Origin of the sequence: Microbacterium sp. SLBN-154 (assembly GCF_006715565.1) — a bacterium.
Taxonomy (GTDB): Bacteria; Actinomycetota; Actinomycetes; order Actinomycetales; family Microbacteriaceae; genus Microbacterium.
Genome location: NZ_VFNL01000001.1, coordinates 216,340 through 233,044 on the forward strand (window position 1 = coordinate 216,340; position 16,705 = coordinate 233,044).

A 16,705-nucleotide genomic window follows, 5' to 3' on the forward strand; every position below is an offset into this window, starting at 1 on the left:
CGAAGCCGAGGGAATGACTGCGCACGCGCGAGAACCTCCGAGCTCTTCAGCGTTCGCTTCAACGGGCGCGGCGTGGCGGTCTCCGACGTTGCGGGGGCCGGGACACGGGGTGGCATACCAGCAGTCTCGCAGGGACCGTCAGCGAACCGTGGATTGACGGCGATGGCAGTTCTGGGGCTGCAGAGTGCCTCTCTCGTGACATCCATGCGGGTCATCGCTCGTAGGTGTCTCTCGTAGGCGGCCGTGGAGCTTCGATCTGGGGCTGCTGCGCAACCGGCCCGGAGGCAGCGGCGTCCGTTGAGAACGACGCGCTGAGAATCGACCGGACGCGCTGCTCGGGCCGAGACCCCGCGGCAGGGCAGTTCTCCGCGCTGGCTACGCGGGCGATCCAGGAGGCGACGGCAGCGGAATCGGCGTCGAGGCCGTAGTCGGAGATGAAGGTCTTCTCGCCTCCTTCGATGTCGATCCACCAGCAGGGGTTGTCGGGGTCGATGCCGGCGGTGTCGTGGGGGTCGTCCACTCCCCCGCGCTGTCCGAGGTCAATCTGAAGCGCGAACGTGCCGCCCATGTCGGCGTCGAGCTCCACCGGGAACGGCAAGAGCGCCGCGACCTGCTCGACGTGCGCGTTGATGGTGGAAGTGGGCGTGTCGGATTCAGTCACGGGAGTGCTCCTCTTTTCAGAACAGGGTGGTCAGGGGTGCGTAGGACGGGCCGGGGATGGGTTCGTCGGTGACGGGGTGGATGCACGGTTCGCCCTGCTTCCCTCGCGGGTATCGGTTGCGGACGTCGCGGTCGGTGTCGGCTGCGCACCAGGTGATGTCGGCGTTGTGGGCAGCGCCGAGATGGATGACGGCTTCTTCGTAAGATTCGGCCCAAACGCCGATGATCCGGCCATTGGTGTTCTGAGCGGTCCACCATGCACGGCCGGGACCGGACGGGCCGTGACGGTCGTAGGTGGGGATGCCGAGCGCGGTGAGTTCAGCGTCGATAGCGGCCCATTCGCGGCGCACGCTGTCGTCCGTGGCGTGGTCCCCGTGGTTCGCGGCGGCGCTGACGCGCTCGGCGGCGTCCCAGAGAGCGACGAGGCTGGCGCGCGGAGCGAGCCGCACGGTGGTGGTGGGGTGCGGCTCGCTCACGGGTCAGTCCTCGATGGTCTTCTGCAGGGTGTCGACGACGGTGATCGTCTCGGGGGTGGTGATGGTGAACGTATGGGTCAGGGTGTAGCCCTCCCGCCCGTGCTGGTTCAGGTCGTCCTCGCGGCGGACGATGAGCCGCCCAGTGTCTGACTGCCCGTCCTCTCTCACGCTCACGATCGTTCGAACTGTGCTGAAGATGCTTCGTGTCATCTCTTCTTCTCCTCACCGTTTTCCCGGCGTCGGGCCGGACACGTAGTGCCGGTGCGGGCGGAGGCGGCGTAGTGCCTGAAGGGAGCGGTTGCTAAGCGGAGCCTGGAGCGCAGCGGAGGGTGGAGTCTGCAAAGAGCGACCGGAGGGAACGGAGGCGGTGGAGCTCGCATAGGCTCGGAGTTTCCGGCTCGACCCTGGGAACCAAAGACAGCGCCGCGTAGCGGCTCGTCCAGCCGGCCGTGGGCCGGCTGCCTTCCACAGTTCGCGCGGGAGGCGCTTCGGAGTCACTGTGACTTGGTAGACAGTGGGTCTGTGCGGTGGGAGGTTGGGCTCATGAGCAAGCGGGCGCGGATCGCGAGGACCGCGGCGATATCGAACGGCATGGTCTGGTTCGGTCTGGCCCTTTTTGTCGGAGCGTTCGCGGTGCAGCTGGCACCGGCTGCCCTGGCGGGCGCGTGGGCGGGCGTCGGCGGATGGATCTGTCTGGTTCTCGCCACCATCGGGCTGATCGTGATGGGGCTGGTGGAGCAGCGCACGATGCGCGCCGCACGGGTCAAGTACGGTCACCATCCCTGAGCGCCGATGGACGAGTTCGAACACGCACCCCAGCCGGCCTGCCCTGACTGTGGGACGGCGCTGCATGACGTTGCGGGCGGGTTTGTCTGCCGCTCGTGCGATCTGGCGTACCTGCCTCACGTGAGCTTGCTCACCGCCGCACGCAGCGATCGCTCGTCGGCGACCTGACGTATCCTCGATTCGACTTTCTTCTCTCGGCCGGAGGAAGGAACCCGGTCTGGGGTGACGAAGAACCGTCGCTATGAGGCGCACTACGACGCGCTCAACGATGAGCGCATCCAGCAGAGCACGACACGTCGGCGGGCCTGCACACTCGGGAGCAACGCGTACGGCCCGCAACCGATCCAGTGGGCACCGCGCGGACGGCTCCCCGAAGTATGGGCGTGGATTTCGTGGGCAGATGAACCCGCCTCCCGCATCCCGGCCCAAGCTGCAGGATGGAACGACCGCGTCGTCATCGTGGAATGGGAAGCTGCCGGCGGTCGGCGAAGCGTCGTTGTGTGGCGCAACGCCGTCAGCCGCCGCTCTCCGGAGCGGAAGTAGGAGCGATTGCGTGGTTCTGGGTCACGACAGCCCGGACGCGAGCCCGCTTCGCAACGTCGTCCTTCCGCCGAGGACGTCGGGGGCTTCTGCGCCAAAGAATCGCGCCGCCCGCCGCAACTCTGTCATCGCCAACGCGCGGGAGTCTTCGATCGACACCTCAATCGGGCTTCGCGTCATGCTCTCCGCGATGGCCGCGACGGCGGCATCCCTAGTCCGGGCAATCGCGATCGCCTCATTGTGAGCGCGACCCCGGGTCATTCCGACATACAGCCCCGACGCATCCACGCCCGGACCGACGATCGACGCATCGGTCGTCTCGCCCTGAATCCCATGGACGGTGGACGCGTAGGCCAGGTGTACGTGCGACGCAGCGTAGTCAGTGGAGATGCGACGGATGTCAGCGCTGTCGGTGAGGCTGACGAGGTCGATGCTGCCGGGACGGATGCGACGGATCGTCCAGACCGCGCGATTCTCTACGTCCGTGGCCCTGTCGTTGCGGCGTGTCTGCACGACGTCGCCTTCGAGCAGTCGTTGCTCGCCGCGTCCGACGGCCACCCGGTTGAGACTCAGCTGGCCTAGGTCCAGCCGCCGCTGCTGGATCGCGTCGTTGACGGCGTTTGCTTCCTCGTTCGTTGCAGTGACGAGCGCCACTCGCTTGTGCTGACCAGCCCAGCGGAAGTATCCCTCGGTCATCAAGTTATGGGCACCGCTCTGGTCATCGACCCGGTGTATGAGTCCTCGATCGTCCAATTCGGCGGCGACGGCGAGCGCAGCATCCATCGATCCCGGTTCTCGGAGCCGAAGTGTCAGCGCCGCGTAATCCTGATCGCGGAAGCGATGAACCGCGCTGAGTTCGACGACAGAACCGCTTCGGCGAGCCATGGTCGCCATGGCACCCGAGTGGCCCACGGGCATGGCCTGGAGATGGTCACCCACCATCGCAAGACCGGCGCCAGTCTCGTGAGCGAGCGCGGCGAGGGCGTTGGCCGTATGGAGGTCGAGCATGCCGGCTTCGTCGATGACGATGCGGTCGCCCTGGTTGATTTGGTAGCGGGTCGATCCCAGGTAGGGAGCGCCCGTGGTGGGGTCGATTTTGCCGGGGATGAGGCGTGTCCAGGCTTCCGCTCCAGCGACGTCGCGCCCCCAGCGCCATCCATGGTCGGCAAGCAGCGCGTGTACCGACGAGGCGGGTGCACCGACCTCGCGTCCGGCGACCGAAGCCGCCTTCCGAGTCGGCGCCACAACGATGAGCCCACGACGCTGGAGGATAAGTGCGGCGTGTGCGACACGGAGCATCGTCGTCTTCCCTGTGCCAGCCGGTCCAGTGATGGTCACGAGCCGGTCAGTGCCGGCGATGGCACCAGCGGCCTTTGCCTGGCCGGACTGGAGGACGACGCCTGGCGGTAGTTCTGACTCGGAAACCAGTCGCATCGCCTCGGGTGACAGCGCGGCTCCAACGATGTTGAGCGAGTCGAACCGGCGGGCAAGCTCGACCTTGAGCGCAGCGGTGAGCGCCGCCATGTACCCCTTGACGTGTTGAGGCCGGTCTACCGCGTCGTCGAGCAGGTCGACCGTGTGAGCGAGCGAACGCGATACGACAGCGTCGATCGTCGCCTGAAGCGCGTGACGGTGGGCGACGACCCCGGATGCCGCGACCGCACGCGTCGCTCCCGCGCGGAGATCGAACAAGCTAACGCGCCCGCCATAGCCCGCCGACCGGTCATCGGCGTCCACGATCGCTCGCGCGGCTAACAGATCGAGATCGATGCTCTCGACGTCGACAGCCCGCACCGCGACGGACGCGCGGTCCGCCAGCAGCCAGGGGTCGATCGCGGCCAACTCATCGCGGACCGTCTGCTCCCAGGCATCCTCCTTCAGGCCCTTCGGCTTGCTGGGCCGCCCCCTCGCCCACGCCTGACGATCGATCTGCTGCAGGATGTCGCGGCTGGGCTCTTGTCCCGAGTGCTCGTCGCGCCACTCGGCGAGAAGTGCCGCGCGGTTCGCTTCGATCTGATTCGACCGTCGTGACAGGGCCGGCACGGCGTGTGCGACCTGCACGACTTCCCCGTCGGCGCCGAGCGTGTAGCCGTGTCGCGCGAGGGCGGATATCCACTCGGGATCCGTGCGGGCCGCGACATCACCCTCAGCGTTGATGAGCGTGTGCAACCGCATCGCCACGCGAGAGTCAACGTTCGACCACTTCCCGTCCTCGCCGAGCACCTTGACGCTGAGCCAGAGGTGCCGGTGCACGTGCGGATCGAGTGCCCGTGACCGCCGATGCTGGAGCTCCACAACCTCGATCTGATGGAGTGGCTGTCGGATGCTGCCGCCCGCCCCTCGACGAGCGTTTAGCTCACGCTGCCACGTGGTGATGATGCGATGCCGCAAGCGGTCCTGCAGGGCTTCGAACTCGGCTGCCAGCTTTGGATGCAGCAGCGCGACCAGGCTGTACGACTTCGGGGCGTTGATCGTGCCGTCGAGCACGAGATCGGCTTCGGGTGACAGGAGCTCGCGGCCGCGGCGCTCGCCGGTGAGCGGGTCGCGCCCGTCGACCCAGTCGGCAAGCTGAGGACGATTCAGCTGGTCGGCGGCGACACTCCCGCCAGCAACAGTGAATCGGGTGACCACTGCCTTACCGCCGTACTCCGTCAACGCGTCGACGCCCCGCGCCAGCCGTGTTGAGGCGTCACATCCTCCTGTCAGCGCGTAGGCGATCGCGGAGCGGATGCCGTGAGACTCGACGCCCCGCTTCCATCTCTCGAGCCCGCCACGCATAATCCGAGGTTACCTATTTTTGCGATACTGCAACACTGATTCACGTAAAGTGCCTGCGTGCATCGTTGTTCTGGTTGGTCAATGGGGCGGCACTGGCCGGGGCGGTGTTTCGGACCTCGGGTTGCCGTCGGGCGCATGAGCGTCGATGTCCGACCGGCTGTTAGGGTTTCGATCTCATGGTCGACGACCCGATTGCAGACGGGGTGGCCCCGCACTGCCCCGAGTGCGGGGCCGTGCTGCGGGATGCGGGCACTGCCTACGCGTGCCACACCTGCCGCATCGTCGTGGTGAGCAACATCCCGGTGTTTCCTCCCCTCAGTCGCCCGCCAGCGGCGGGGTAATCTAGCCGACCGAAGTCTCCTGGGAAGGGAGAAAGGCGGCAAGAGGTTTCAACGCCCGCATGCCGCACCCTGATCGGTCAATGCTCCGTTCGGGTCATACGTTTATGGCCGGGGACTGCCTACGGGATTAGCGCGCCCGCCACGGGACCGTGCGGTGAGCGACCGGCTTGCGCCCAGGTGTAATGGCTGCGTTCGCGAGAACGGTCTCGGTGATTCCACTCTGTCGCGCCGTGACCAATGAACGAATGAACCCTGCGTGTTTGGGATGACAGCCGTTTCGGTCGAAGTAACGCTAGCTTGAAGGGAAGAGGCCAACCCCAGGCTGCGATATCAGGGGGTGCCACCCGACTGGCTCCGATTCGGCCGCGCTGAGTAGGTATTGCCGTATGTAGACCGCTGCGGCCCCCTCCGACTCTGTGAGGCGGGTGGACGCGTCAATCATCCAGTCGCGAACTGCCGGGTCTTGGAAAGCTCTCGTAACTCTCGGCAGGAGCTGCAGATCATTTCGACGGGCTTGAGTCGCGACTTCAGCCGCCGTCAGTTCGAGCAAGACGGATACGCGGCTGAGGGATCGCAGCGCTCGCTCGACCGATTCGCGAACATCCACATCTATCCCCGCGAAGTCTCCTACCGCGGCGATGACGAGGTCGATCCGTCGCTTTGGCCGACGAACATCCCTGGTCGGCCGCCATCCTCGCGCCTGAGCAAGTTCAGAGTTCGCAAGGGTGCCGGCAGCTGCTGTTGCTCTTTGCCAGGAGAGCAACAGGGCAACTGTGGTGGATCTGGCCGGACCAGTGGATTGAAGACCACGCCGAACAGCAGTACGGACCAGCTCGAACGCTTCCTTTCCCGAACCCACCTCGATGGCCCCCGTTTGCGAGAGCTTCCTGATCGATTGATCGCCCCAGTGGTCCAACACGCCCAGCGCTCTGCGTAGCAGCAGCCGCCGAATCCGCGGAATTGCGGCGGCGAACTGATCTTCAAGGAGGTCCAACGCGAGGCGCTGACCGGGCCCTATCTCTATCGAAAGCGCGGACGCAAGATCTGCCTTCTCGAGCCGTGTGAGGAGTGCGTCTACAAGCTGCGGGTTGCTGTGCCCTTGCAAGCGGCCGGCCGCCAACAGCCACGTGTTTCGCCAGTGCGACGACGGTATTAGTAGCTCCAATCGATCCAGCACCGTCTCTTCGGCCCCGCTCGTGATGGCGCGGGCGGCTAGGTACTCCTGGATGCTTCGAACCTCGAACCCGACCAAGTCGCCGCGTAGACCCACTAGAAGGACGACTCTGTTCCGAACCGCCCTGATTAGCTCTGCAACCAGTCTCCGCGCCTCATGCTGTTCATGTTCGTCCTGCTCAAGTCGCTCGAAAATGAGCATCTCAAGGTCGGCCTCCAGGAGGAGTGCCTCAGCCGACCCGGGCCGCTCCGCCTGCACATGGAGATAGAGCGCGACTTGCTCGTGCACATAGTCGATCACGTGTTTGAAGCGGGCGAGGATGTCGCCGAGGAAGCCGGCCTTGCCAGTTTCGCGGGCGTAGATAGCGCTGTAGTACTCATCGAACAGTGCATGCCGGGTATCAGGGACGCGCGTTAGACGCTCGAGGAGCGTCGACATGATCGTGACTTGCAGCGGCGTAGTCATCAGCCGTTGAGTAGTGTCGCTTGTTGCCGCTTGAGCCAGCCTCTCCAGCACCCTTTCCCGCGCGATCGCATCCTGTGCATGACGCGCATCGGCCAACTTCGTACCGTAACTGAGAGCCTCGCTGATGCTGAGCGGTTGCAGCTCTAGTTGCTCAAGCTCAAATCCATCGAGTTCGCCGTGATAGCCCTGAGGTCGAGTCGTCGCGACGATGAAAACATCAGCGTCCGCCACATTGCAGTCTGTGAGGAACTCGTTGACGGCGCGAACCACGTGCTCTCTTGTGCGCGGATGAGCAACCTCATCAAGCCCGTCCAGGACGACGATCCAGGGCCACATGCGCCTCCAGCGGAGGAGTTGCGCCGTTGTGAGACGTTCGCCTTGAACTCGCACTCGGCTCGCGATGTAGCGGAGGATTGACAGGCTCTCGTCCTTGGCTATCTCGTCGCCGAACTGAGAAAGCTCGATGTATGCGGGCCAGCGGCGATAGTCGGGGAGGCTGAAGCCGACACGAGAAGCTGCAGCCTTGATCTCGGTGACAAGCTTTTGCTGATCAGTCATCAGAGCGGCGTTGCCGTCAAGAAGCGCAGCACGGTGAAGCTGACAGATGAGCTGGGCGATCGTGCTCTTGCCCTGGCCCGGGCCGCCGATGATGAGCGACCCCCGGAACGTTGGTTCGCTGCTGCGCCGGGCGAGCGCGCTCGCCCGCTCTACGACGTGCGCGACACTTGCCGCCGATGCCCAGACGTCCCGTTCGACCTCAGGATCGACGATAAGACTGGGCACGTCGATCGCCACGTTAGCGAGACGGAGCCGTTCGTCGCTCTCCAGTCCTGACTCGCCCAAGCGGGTCCATTGGCGATCCCCGAGCTCGACGGCCGTATTCGCGCTGATCCACCTCCCAAGGTCGTGGTATTCCTCGACCGAGTACGCGCTCATGAGCGCGGCGATCACGTCCCCGGGAACCACGAAGTGCAGATATGTTTGCCGGACACCGACGTGGTCATCAAGTAATCGGCTGATGCCGCTCGCACTCCACAGATCGACGTCCTTCATTCGAAGCTTGCCCGCGTAGGAGCGCAGTTCTTCGACGCAGGCGTCGTAACCTTCCGGAGACAAGGTCGCATTTGTCATCAGAAGGTAGAACTGTGGCGGATCATCTCGCTCGGGTGATTCGCCATTCTCGCCGGGAAGCCACTTCTTGAGCTCGCTCGCGATGTGCTTCTTCACCCACGCGGTGTTCGCGGTCGTGTCAACGTCACGGGCGAGGTGCTTTGCCTGGATGACACCATAGCCATTCCAGTTGCCCGCACCGTTGGATGCGGGGTGCTGGACCTCGCCCCGAAAGTAGGCGTCTCGTCCCTTATCGCGTCCGCGGCCCAATGGTCTGACATTGTTGCCAAGCTCTGCAATGGCCAACGCTTGGGCCATCTGCTCAAATCCGTCGGACCCCAAGGAGGCGAACGAGTAATCCACGGGTACATCATCGCGCCTTGTGGGAGTCGTCACTGCGACCCGCGCTGCTCGCGCCCGCGTAACGGGCTTCCACCACTTCGCCGCGATGCAGCGTGACCAGGGAGGTGATGACGACACCCGCCATTCGCACTACCATCACCGTCTCCGCATGGGCGATCTGTGATTCCGCGTGCCGGCCGCGACGTCCTCCAGGCGGCTGGCTCGAGTAGGCATAGAGCTTCATCTATCGCGGCGCGCAATGGAACGGGACGGCCAGGGCTATCACGCCCCTGGTCGGTTCTGCCTGCGAATCCGGATCGCGGCACGGATGCAATTCCACGCCACTCATGGCAGTCACTCCGCTGGGGGCGGCTTGCCCGTTCCGGGGATTCGAACTCGAGACACCACATGTCCGCTGGTCTGGCCAGCAGTTACAACGGTTTGACTGGATGCCGTGGTACCGTGGGTTACGGTAACACGTACATGTAATACATGAAAGGGATACGGACATGGCAATGCTCAATGTGCGCGTGGATGATCATGTCTACGAGCGACTCAAAGAGATCGCCGAGGACCAGGGGGCCAGTCTCAGCGAGTATGTTCGCGACTTGCTGCTCGAAGCGGTGGTGCCGGTAGATGAGAGGTCTGCGCGTCATGGTGATCAGCCCGCGCCAGACAGTTTTTCCCTCCGGGATAGACTCACGCTCTCGCTCCTGCACCGCATCCTGGCGCGAGTCCTCCCCGAAGACGCAGCCGGTGAGGACGGTGACGAGGAGTATCAGCTGAACAAGGCGGAGATCCTCGAGTCTGGGTTCACTGGGCAGTATTGGCTCGAAGTCGCAGGCTTCGAGACGGAGCTGTCGAAGCGTGACAGCGACCGCGTCGTCGACATCCTCGACATGTTCAGGATCATCACATTCAGCATCCAGCGCTTGCTAGAAAGCGGGGCCTCAATAGACGAGGAACTGCTGTACAGCCTGAGCTTCAGAGGGTTTGATCACAACGACTCCCTGGAAGCACACATGGCGAGGTACGTCGCGTTCCTCACACGCGACGGGAAGCATTGGACTGAGCTGTTGCCTCAAATCGAGGAGAGTGACAACGGGAACTCTCACATGCAGGTGCTTGACCTCTACATGCGCATGCTGACGGAGTACCGCCGCATCATGGATGGCAGGAAGAATCGCTACGCGCGTGACGCCTACTTCTTGAGCCTTGACGAGCTGAAGCGGCTATCCGATGCGCAGACTCATCCGTCGAATCGCGGCCGTCGCTAGAGTGGCTGCCCGATCGCATGCCCCGCCGCCCGGGCCGCCAGCAAGGGATCTCGCGTCGCGCAAGAACGAGATCGCAATGGGCGTGTCCAGGCTCGCTGTCTCGTCGGTCAATCGAGCATTGCGCGGATAGGGATAAGCATCGGGCGTAGAAGGGGCCACCTCCCGATCGGCGGTGGCCCCTTCTACGTGAATTCAGTGCACGACGATGCGGTGCAGGAACTGAATCGCGCCCTCGACGCGGGTCTTGAGCGCTGCCAGCTGGGCAAAGTCGAATCGGCCAGCGGGCCCGTGCGTTCCGCCGTTGAAGTCATCGAACAGCGCGACAACGCTGTCGATGTCGTCGTCGATGAACTCTGCGAGCCCATCCACGTCGTTTCCGGTCTGCCGCAGCAGGTAGTGAATCTTCGCCCGCCTCGACACCCCGCCGTTCGGCGTAGGCGCGAACCCCGGCAACACCTGCTTGACGGCGGCATCAGGAGCACGATCGCTGAGAATGCTCGTCAGAATCTCGCGAGCACTGGTGCAGAAATGTCGTGCCGCATCCGGGTTCCTCGGGCTTAGCGAGAACAGTGCGCCGCGCCACCGGTTATCGAGATCTGGATCAATATCGTTCAGTTCGCTCGTCAGCACCGTATTGCGAAGACGCGCATCCTCGTCGGACTCGGACTCCGGCGCGGCGAGTAGCGAGTTGAGCGCCGCCGCACTGTTAGCCGCTTCGCTCTCAGCGAGGTCGAACAGGCCCCGATCATCTGCCCAGGATCCGGATTCCGCGGTTGCCTCGACGCGTCGGAACGACGTCTGCACTGTCTGCACGGACGAGGTGTACCGGGGATAGCGCGTAGAGGTCGGCTGCGAACGAAGGCGAGCGAGCTCCTGGTTGAGCCGCTGCTGGTTCGCACGCACTCGAGCGTTATGTGCGCGCGCAGCACTGTTGTAGTTGTTCACCGCCTGATTGAGCTTGCGCGCCGCCTGGTTGTAATTGCTAATCGCCTGGCGCTGCTTCTGCTCAATCTGCCGGAGCTGACTCTTCAGCTGAGACAGATTCACCCGCCTCACCACCGGATCTTCTCCGGCTCGAAGGTGATGCGGGTGTTGTCCGAGATGAGCTGGGCCCAGTCCGTAAGTTCCGGATCGGAGATCGTTCCCCCGCCACGACGGAAGAGTGCCTGGAGGTGAGGCTTGATCTCTTCGACCGGATGGCCAGCCAGCTGTGCCCGAAGGTTCTCGAGCTGACGGCTCCAGTCCGCGGCTAACTCGCCCGCTCCGGCCTGAACCTGTGACTCGATCGCTCGTCGAAACTCACGTTCGTCGAGGTTGGATGAAATCTTCATGGTGCTGAAACGCTTTCTCGCCCCGCGTAGGAGTCGATGATGCGAAGCGGCGCGCACCGAGTGCGAGTCGCGATAGATCGTCCAGCGCAGGATGGGTCGACGACATCGGGTTCGCCGACCCTCCTCAACTGCTCTAGCCCTTGCCGAGCGTCGAGCCAGCCTTTGACCTGGCCGGCTTGCTCGACGAGTTCGACGCAAGCGTCTTGCCCGCCTTGCTCAGCGCGGCCTTCGAGGGCTTGGACGACCGCGACGACTTCGCCATGGTGCGCGCTCCTCTCCGACTAATGAGGAAGCAGATACACCCGAACGAAACGTGCGTCCCAGCTCGCGTAAAGGCCATGGAGCCTTTAGAGTCGAGAAGTCCCATCACAGACAACTCAGCCCCGATCTGCCGTTTGAGAGCTCCGCTCGCGATAGCCGATCGGGGCTTTGTTTGTGTACTCGCAGTCTAGTGCGTGCAACCGACATACGCCGCCCTGAGTTCGGAGAATGGTCATGTGACCTCAGAAGTCATGTTGGCGGCCGTACGCGCCCCTACGGGCATGCAGTGGCCTTTGAGACCCAATCTGGCACGACGTGACCACCTGCGAGTTACACAAATGTAATTCTCTCCAGCGATGCGGCGATGCTCTTTGGACCCCTGGCATTTGGGCATCGCTCGCTTAGGGATCGAGGATGTTCGGCGGATTTGCCGCATCGAGCCTGCAACTACATGCTTTCGGTGTGACGCGACTTCTACTGACCCTCGGTCTCGTGCTAGCGGTGGTTGTCGCGGTCCTGATCGTCGCTGCGATCTTCGCCGGCGTCATCCTGCTCGTCCGATTCTTACTGCGCCGTGCAGACGCAGCCAGCGGGGGCAGTAGCGGCAGCTGACATCAGGGCTGAATGTGCGGGCGCCTGGTTCTCAGGCCCTCCACGAACCATTTACGCGCAATCGCCCGATTGGGCATGGTCAGTGCTCGTCGTCTTCGAGGATCATTCCGACGGAGGTGGCGCAGGCGTCGCCTCGCCATGCCTCGATGCCCTCGCGGATCGCGAAGCCGGCGATGACGAGTCCGGCGATCGCGTCGGCCCACCACCAGCCGAGCAGGGAGTTGAGGATCAGTCCCGCGAGTACCGCGGCAGACAGGTATGTGCAGATCAGGGTCTGCTTCGAATCCGCTACGGCCGTCGCTGAGCCGAGCTCCCGACCGGCGCGGCGTTCGGCATAGGACAGCACCGGCATGATCAGCACACTCACCGCCGTGATCACGATGCCTACCGGGCTGTGCTCCACTCCGACCCGGCCGGCGAGCGCGGACAGCGACGTCACGATCACATATGTGGCGAGGGCGAAGAACGCCACCGCGATCACCCGGAGGGTGCCTTTCTCCCATCGCTCGGGGTCGTGGCGGGTGAACTGCCACGCCACCGCGGCCGCGGAGAGCACCTCGATTGTGGAGTCCAGCCCGAACGCGATCAACGCTCCCGACGATGCCGCTGCACCGGCGGTGATCGCGACGACGGCTTCGATGAGGTTGTAGCCGATCGTGGCCGCCACGATCCATCGGATGCGTCGCTGCAGCACGCCATTACGTTCCTGCGTAAGCTTCGGAACACTCATGCGCAGGTGCACCCCTCGCCGGCGCAGCAGTCCGGGTGCACTGACAACACCACTTGCAGAAGTCTGCCTAGCATCGGAGCGAGCTGGGGGTCCGCGAGCCGGTACGACACCCGACGGCCCTCGATCACCGCTTCGACCAGGCCGCACCCGCGCAGACACGCCAGCTGATTCGACATCACCTGCCGCGACACCCCGATCCGGTCGGCGAGGTCCGACGGATACGCGGGACCATCCCGCAGTTCCAGCAGCACGCTCGACCTCGTGGCGTCCGACAGGGCGTGACCAAGCCTGGAGACGGCGGCGGAATGGGAGGCAGTTGCCGACAGCATTCTGAAATAATACAGCCGATCGTGAACTATCCGGCAGCGACGGTGAATCCCGCGATCGCGCGCAGAGGTGCAATCATCGCGCACCGCCCGTTTACTGATGGGCTTGCGGCCGCGCGGATCCGGATCGCGGCTCTCCGAGATCACGAACTCCGGCGGAAGAGTGGCTCGCGCCTACACTTGGGGCCATGCGTCCGCCCGCCACACCATCCGGCTGGCTCTTGGGCACCATTGCGCAGTTCGACGCACTCACCGACCTCACCAACCTCGTGATCGCGCGCCTAACGGAGGCTGCTGCGGACGGCAATTCGGCCGCGTCGGATGAGATCATCAGGGTGCGTCGCGGGTTGAGGAAAGTCGATCCGCGAGATGCGACCTCCGCTACAACGCTTGCTTCTTCGTTGTCTCAACGCGCTGCCGAGTTGGGACCATGAGCGGCATCAACCCGGTCCCGCTGATCTTCGCCGGTACCGAACCGAGCCCCACGCCGGAGCTCATGCTCGTCGTTGGACAACCGGGCGCGGGAGCACAGAGTCTGGTTCACGCCCTACCAAGCGAGCACGCCCCCAGTTTTGCCAGCGTCGCCGCCGAGGACTTTGCCGCGTTCCATCCGGACTTTCTCGAGCTCGCCACTTGGCGCCCACTGGACGCCCCTGCGGCTATGGCCCCGCGAGTGGCTGAGTGGATCGGCGCGACCCTCGACTACGCGCGCACTACCCGGCGGTCGCTGCAGTTCACAACGAGCGCGAGCACCCCGGCGCCTGCGATCGCCACGGCCGCGGCTTTCAAGACGGACGGGTTCTCAACGCACCTTGTGATTGTCGCCACTCCACGTCACGAAAGTCTGTTGGCAACAGCCTCCCGCTTCCTGAACGCTCGCCGTCTGCGACTACCGGCCCGGTTCACGGATCGCGCCGCGCATGACCGCGGCTTCGCCGGCACCCAAGCGCTTGCCCGGGCAGCCGAGGATGCGGCTGACCTGGACCGAGTGACTGTGCTCGATCAGACCGGCCGGCGACTATTCGATGCCACCCACCAGGATCGGTTGGCCGGCGTCGCCGAGGCGATCGAGGTGGCACACGCTGCACCAGTTTCGGTCCTCGAGGGTGCCCGATGGTTCGGGGAGCTACGCGCGATTACCGACTTCGCGAAACGCGCGCGTGAACTCGCGCCACCCGTAACTGAAGTGCTCATCGAGCTGCACGAGCTCGCGCTGACGGAGGTTCTACCGCGGATGCCTGTGCCACCCGATTCGTCTTTTGCGGTCGACCAGGTGATGCGTTTGCGGTCTGAGATCGACGCGCTCTCGCGCGAGCTACCAGAATCCGCTCGGTCGATTGGGCCGATCGAAGAAGCCGGGCCAGTGGTGTCGCCCGCACCGTCACGTGGTGGGCCGTCGCTGTAGGCACCTTTTTCTCAGTCGTCCCCCTCGATCCGATAAACAGCTCGCCTAGCGGTCGGGCAGGGCGCAGTGCCCGGGAGCGAACGGTTGCTAAACGGAGCCGGCGCGCAGCGTCGTGCGGAGTCTGCAAAGAGTGAGCGTCGGGAACGGAGCCGTGCGCGACCGCTACAGTCTCGCGTTCGGAGCGATGGTCGTACTTCGCGATAGAGAACGGGCACATCGGGTCGGTGGCTCCGGCCCTCATCTACGCCTGGCTAGTCTCCCGGACTAGCGAACGCGGTCGCAGACGCCGACCCGCGCTACCGCGCCCTACTCTCCCACTCGTCGATGAACGCGCGTCGGTCGGCGGTCGGGTCAGTGATCAGAAGCTGGATGGTACGGGCCAGCGCCGCGGCATCCACTCCTTCTTTCCCTGATAGCGGCTTGACGCACCACGCGACGTCCTCTTCAACGGTGTACCCGGGCTCAGTAGTCGACCGGGCGGGGTGATATCGGAAGGCGCATTCGGCGACGCGAAAGATGAGTTCCTCGACATCTGCGCGGTCGATCATGCGGGCTCCTTTGGTCGTTGTCATCGTCCCATCTCTCGTGTCTGCGCGTGACTGCGTGTGGGAAGCGGAGCGTCGTCACTCGCCCGGCTACCATTTCGCGGCGCGTGACGAAGCTGGTCGTTGATCGCACGTGCAATGGCATCGAGTCGCTCGTCTTCTCGTTCGCGAGCGACTCTGTCAGCGGAGCGTGCTGCGGGTTCCGGACGCCCCGGGGCGATGGCGTGGCGGTACTCGGCGCGGGCCCGGGCACAGTCTCGTTGAAAGGGGGCGAGGAGCTCGGCTGGCGTCCCTAGCTCCTCGAGCATCGTCTCAATTTCGTTGGTTGTCCGAGATCGCGTGAAGAACGTCGTCGCGGCGACGCGATTGGCGTCGCGTTCAGCCTTTGCGGTGCGATGAACGCGGTAGGCCGGAAGTCCCGCGTCGAGACGTCGCTTCTCTCTCGCTCGCCACGCCCGCTGCTTCTCCAACTGCGCGTCACGGTTGCGGGCGTAGTACTCACGGCGACGTGCTTTGACTTTCTCCGCGTGGTTCTCGTAGTAGCGGGCGGCACCGGCGCGCTTCTGCTCCGGGTCGGCGCGGTACTTCTCGCGCAGCTTGGCATTCTCCTGATCCCGGTGCCCGTCGCGCCATCGCTTGTTCCGCTCCCGCTTCGCTACCCGGAAGCCATCGGGGTCCGCCGCGCGCTGTGCCGCCCGGTACTGACGCTGCGCCTCGAGATGGCGTTCGCGGTTCTCCGCGTACCAATCGCGGGCGCGTGCGCGGGCTGCTGCGCGGCGCTCCTCATCAGCGCGTTCCTTTTCACGCCTGGCGCGGTCTCGTTCGCGACGCCGGGCCTTGCTTGCGTCGCTCCCGCGGTTATCGCGATACCGCTTGACCTTGTCGGGGTTGGCTTGCTTCCACTGCTTGAGCCGTTCAGCTTTGCGACGGGCGCGGGCCGCAGCATCTGAGTCACCGGGTTCCGTCGCCATGACGTGTCAAACCCGCCCGATTGGCGAGCCCGCTGTCGGGCCACCGTCCGGTTCGCTGTCGATACGAGCGGCGAGCTGAGTGAACAGGTCGGGCCGGAACCCCGACCAGTGCATGTCGGGATGCTGATCGACGACGACTACGGGCGCCTGCGAATGGCCGAGTGTTCGAGTCACCAGCTCCACCGCCGCAGCGTCGGTTGAGAGGTCGACAACTCGGAAGTCGATTCCTACTGCCGCCAATGCCCGACACGTCAAGGTGCAACGAATGCAGCCAGGACCTGTGGAGTACACGGTGACGGTCGCCATCATCGCCGCCGAAGGTTGCGGATGTCGTGCCGACAGATCTGAGCGTTGTCTTCCTTGAACTGCTCGACTTCCAAGGCGTCGTAGCGCACCGCTCGCCCTAGCTTGAAGAAGTTCGGGCCCCGTCGGTAATAGCGCCAGATCGCAAGTGCATTCTCGGTCACACCGAGCTTGGCAGCGACCTCAGCGGGGGTGAGTAGCCGACGCTCGTCTGCATTGGCCTTCCCCGTTGATGTGTTCGTCATTTCCAGCCTCCTTGCATACCCGCTCCG

At 64.4% G+C, this 16,705-nt stretch carries 18 protein-coding genes; 5 read left to right on the top strand and 13 right to left on the bottom strand.

Translation table 11 applies throughout. From position 1 onward, the window contains the following. Window positions 1-211: 211 nt before the first annotated feature. From FBY40_RS01110 to FBY40_RS01120, 3 genes are read right to left on the bottom strand one after another with little or no spacing between them, the layout of a single operon-like run. The gene (locus FBY40_RS01110) at window positions 212-661 is read right to left on the bottom strand and encodes a hypothetical protein (RefSeq protein ID WP_141935708.1); all 450 of its coding nucleotides are present in this window, start codon (window positions 659-661) and stop codon (window positions 212-214) included. A 16-nt stretch (window positions 662-677) separates the two neighbouring features. Beyond that, window positions 678-1,136 carry a hypothetical protein gene (locus FBY40_RS01115; RefSeq protein ID WP_141935710.1) on the bottom strand — a complete coding sequence of 153 codons (459 nt, stop codon included), beginning with the start codon at window positions 1,134-1,136 and terminating at the stop codon, window positions 678-680. Window positions 1,137-1,139: 3 nt separating this feature from the next. Further along, complete coding sequence (locus tag FBY40_RS01120; protein ID WP_141935712.1) at window positions 1,140-1,346, bottom strand: hypothetical protein; 207 nt, start codon at window positions 1,344-1,346, stop codon at window positions 1,140-1,142. Window positions 1,347-1,679: 333 nt separating this feature from the next. Between FBY40_RS01120 and FBY40_RS01125 the strand changes: the two genes are divergently transcribed. Beyond that, window positions 1,680-1,922, top strand: a complete 243-nt coding sequence (locus FBY40_RS01125; RefSeq protein ID WP_141935713.1) for a hypothetical protein — start codon at window positions 1,680-1,682, stop codon at window positions 1,920-1,922. A 564-nt stretch (window positions 1,923-2,486) separates the two neighbouring features. Here the strand turns inward: FBY40_RS01125 and FBY40_RS01135 are convergent. Further along, window positions 2,487-5,240 (bottom strand): AAA family ATPase, encoded by a 2,754-nt coding sequence (locus tag FBY40_RS01135; protein ID WP_141935718.1) that lies wholly within the window; start codon window positions 5,238-5,240, stop codon window positions 2,487-2,489. 633 nt (window positions 5,241-5,873) lie between these two features. Continuing rightward, on the bottom strand, window positions 5,874-8,693 hold the full coding sequence (locus FBY40_RS01140; RefSeq protein ID WP_141935720.1) for an NACHT domain-containing protein: 2,820 nt from the start codon (window positions 8,691-8,693) through the stop codon (window positions 5,874-5,876). 488 nt (window positions 8,694-9,181) lie between these two features. On the opposite strand from FBY40_RS01140, the gene FBY40_RS01145 reads away from it, so the two are divergent. After that, window positions 9,182-9,949 (top strand): YfbU family protein, encoded by a 768-nt coding sequence (locus FBY40_RS01145; RefSeq protein WP_141935722.1) that lies wholly within the window; start codon window positions 9,182-9,184, stop codon window positions 9,947-9,949. Window positions 9,950-10,141: 192 nt separating this feature from the next. On the opposite strand, the gene FBY40_RS01150 is transcribed toward FBY40_RS01145, so the two are convergent. Together FBY40_RS01150 and FBY40_RS01155 are read right to left on the bottom strand one after the other, a co-directional pair. After that, window positions 10,142-10,996, bottom strand: coding sequence for a hypothetical protein (locus tag FBY40_RS01150; protein ID WP_200829905.1), 855 nt, complete (start codon window positions 10,994-10,996; stop codon window positions 10,142-10,144). A gap of 5 nt (window positions 10,997-11,001) precedes the next feature. Next, window positions 11,002-11,280 carry a hypothetical protein gene (locus tag FBY40_RS01155; protein WP_141935726.1) on the bottom strand — a complete coding sequence of 93 codons (279 nt, stop codon included), beginning with the start codon at window positions 11,278-11,280 and terminating at the stop codon, window positions 11,002-11,004. Between the two features lie 675 nt (window positions 11,281-11,955). On the opposite strand from FBY40_RS01155, the gene FBY40_RS17240 reads away from it, so the two are divergent. Further along, on the top strand, window positions 11,956-12,153 hold the full coding sequence (locus FBY40_RS17240; RefSeq protein ID WP_160141324.1) for a hypothetical protein: 198 nt from the start codon (window positions 11,956-11,958) through the stop codon (window positions 12,151-12,153). A 79-nt stretch (window positions 12,154-12,232) separates the two neighbouring features. Here FBY40_RS17240 and FBY40_RS01160 read toward each other — a convergent pair whose 3' ends face one another. After that, window positions 12,233-12,883, bottom strand: a complete 651-nt coding sequence (locus tag FBY40_RS01160) for a cation transporter (protein WP_141935728.1) — start codon at window positions 12,881-12,883, stop codon at window positions 12,233-12,235. Beyond that, window positions 12,880-13,356: an ArsR/SmtB family transcription factor gene (locus FBY40_RS01165; RefSeq protein ID WP_327437025.1), complete on the bottom strand. Its 477-nt coding sequence runs from the start codon at window positions 13,354-13,356 to the stop codon at window positions 12,880-12,882. Before FBY40_RS01165 ends, FBY40_RS01160 begins: the two co-directional genes overlap by 4 nt. Before the next feature lie 41 nt (window positions 13,357-13,397). Between FBY40_RS01165 and FBY40_RS01170 the strand changes: the two genes are divergently transcribed. Continuing rightward, window positions 13,398-13,643 (top strand): hypothetical protein, encoded by a 246-nt coding sequence (locus FBY40_RS01170; RefSeq protein WP_141935730.1) that lies wholly within the window; start codon window positions 13,398-13,400, stop codon window positions 13,641-13,643. Beyond that, entirely contained in the window at window positions 13,640-14,614 is a 975-nt protein-coding gene (locus tag FBY40_RS01175) for a zeta toxin family protein (RefSeq protein WP_141935732.1), read from the top strand. The genes FBY40_RS01170 and FBY40_RS01175 overlap by 4 nt, the downstream gene beginning before the upstream one ends. A gap of 296 nt (window positions 14,615-14,910) precedes the next feature. Here FBY40_RS01175 and FBY40_RS01180 read toward each other — a convergent pair whose 3' ends face one another. From FBY40_RS01180 to FBY40_RS01195, 4 genes are read right to left on the bottom strand one after another with little or no spacing between them, the layout of a single operon-like run. Beyond that, window positions 14,911-15,162 carry a hypothetical protein gene (locus FBY40_RS01180; protein WP_141935735.1) on the bottom strand — a complete coding sequence of 84 codons (252 nt, stop codon included), beginning with the start codon at window positions 15,160-15,162 and terminating at the stop codon, window positions 14,911-14,913. Between the two features lie 20 nt (window positions 15,163-15,182). Beyond that, window positions 15,183-16,130 carry a hypothetical protein gene (locus FBY40_RS01185; RefSeq protein WP_141935736.1) on the bottom strand — a complete coding sequence of 316 codons (948 nt, stop codon included), beginning with the start codon at window positions 16,128-16,130 and terminating at the stop codon, window positions 15,183-15,185. A gap of 6 nt (window positions 16,131-16,136) precedes the next feature. Beyond that, complete coding sequence (locus tag FBY40_RS01190) at window positions 16,137-16,439, bottom strand: glutaredoxin family protein (RefSeq protein WP_442922848.1); 303 nt, start codon at window positions 16,437-16,439, stop codon at window positions 16,137-16,139. Further along, window positions 16,436-16,678, bottom strand: a complete 243-nt coding sequence (locus FBY40_RS01195; RefSeq protein ID WP_141935741.1) for a helix-turn-helix transcriptional regulator — start codon at window positions 16,676-16,678, stop codon at window positions 16,436-16,438. Before FBY40_RS01195 ends, FBY40_RS01190 begins: the two co-directional genes overlap by 4 nt. Window positions 16,679-16,705: the final 27 nt, after the last annotated feature.

Excerpts from the sequence above, each read along its gene's own strand:
- FBY40_RS01170 (WP_141935730.1), top strand. The coding sequence starts at position 13,398 with ATGCGTCCGCCCGCCACACCATCCGGCTGGCTCTTGGGCACCATTGCG.
- FBY40_RS01185 (WP_141935736.1), bottom strand. The coding sequence starts at position 16,130 with ATGGCGACGGAACCCGGTGACTCAGATGCTGCGGCCCGCGCCCGTCGC.
- FBY40_RS17240 (WP_160141324.1), top strand. The coding sequence starts at position 11,956 with ATGTTCGGCGGATTTGCCGCATCGAGCCTGCAACTACATGCTTTCGGT.
- FBY40_RS01120 (WP_141935712.1), bottom strand. The coding sequence starts at position 1,346 with ATGACACGAAGCATCTTCAGCACAGTTCGAACGATCGTGAGCGTGAGA.
- FBY40_RS01125 (WP_141935713.1), top strand. The coding sequence starts at position 1,680 with ATGAGCAAGCGGGCGCGGATCGCGAGGACCGCGGCGATATCGAACGGC.
- FBY40_RS01145 (WP_141935722.1), top strand. The coding sequence starts at position 9,182 with ATGGCAATGCTCAATGTGCGCGTGGATGATCATGTCTACGAGCGACTC.
- FBY40_RS01180 (WP_141935735.1), bottom strand. The coding sequence starts at position 15,162 with ATGATCGACCGCGCAGATGTCGAGGAACTCATCTTTCGCGTCGCCGAA.
- FBY40_RS01160 (WP_141935728.1), bottom strand. The coding sequence starts at position 12,883 with ATGAGTGTTCCGAAGCTTACGCAGGAACGTAATGGCGTGCTGCAGCGA.
- FBY40_RS01195 (WP_141935741.1), bottom strand. The coding sequence starts at position 16,678 with ATGACGAACACATCAACGGGGAAGGCCAATGCAGACGAGCGTCGGCTA.
- FBY40_RS01175 (WP_141935732.1), top strand. The coding sequence starts at position 13,640 with ATGAGCGGCATCAACCCGGTCCCGCTGATCTTCGCCGGTACCGAACCG.
- FBY40_RS01155 (WP_141935726.1), bottom strand. The coding sequence starts at position 11,280 with ATGAAGATTTCATCCAACCTCGACGAACGTGAGTTTCGACGAGCGATC.
- FBY40_RS01190 (WP_442922848.1), bottom strand. The coding sequence starts at position 16,439 with ATGATGGCGACCGTCACCGTGTACTCCACAGGTCCTGGCTGCATTCGT.
- FBY40_RS01135 (WP_141935718.1), bottom strand. The coding sequence starts at position 5,240 with ATGCGTGGCGGGCTCGAGAGATGGAAGCGGGGCGTCGAGTCTCACGGC.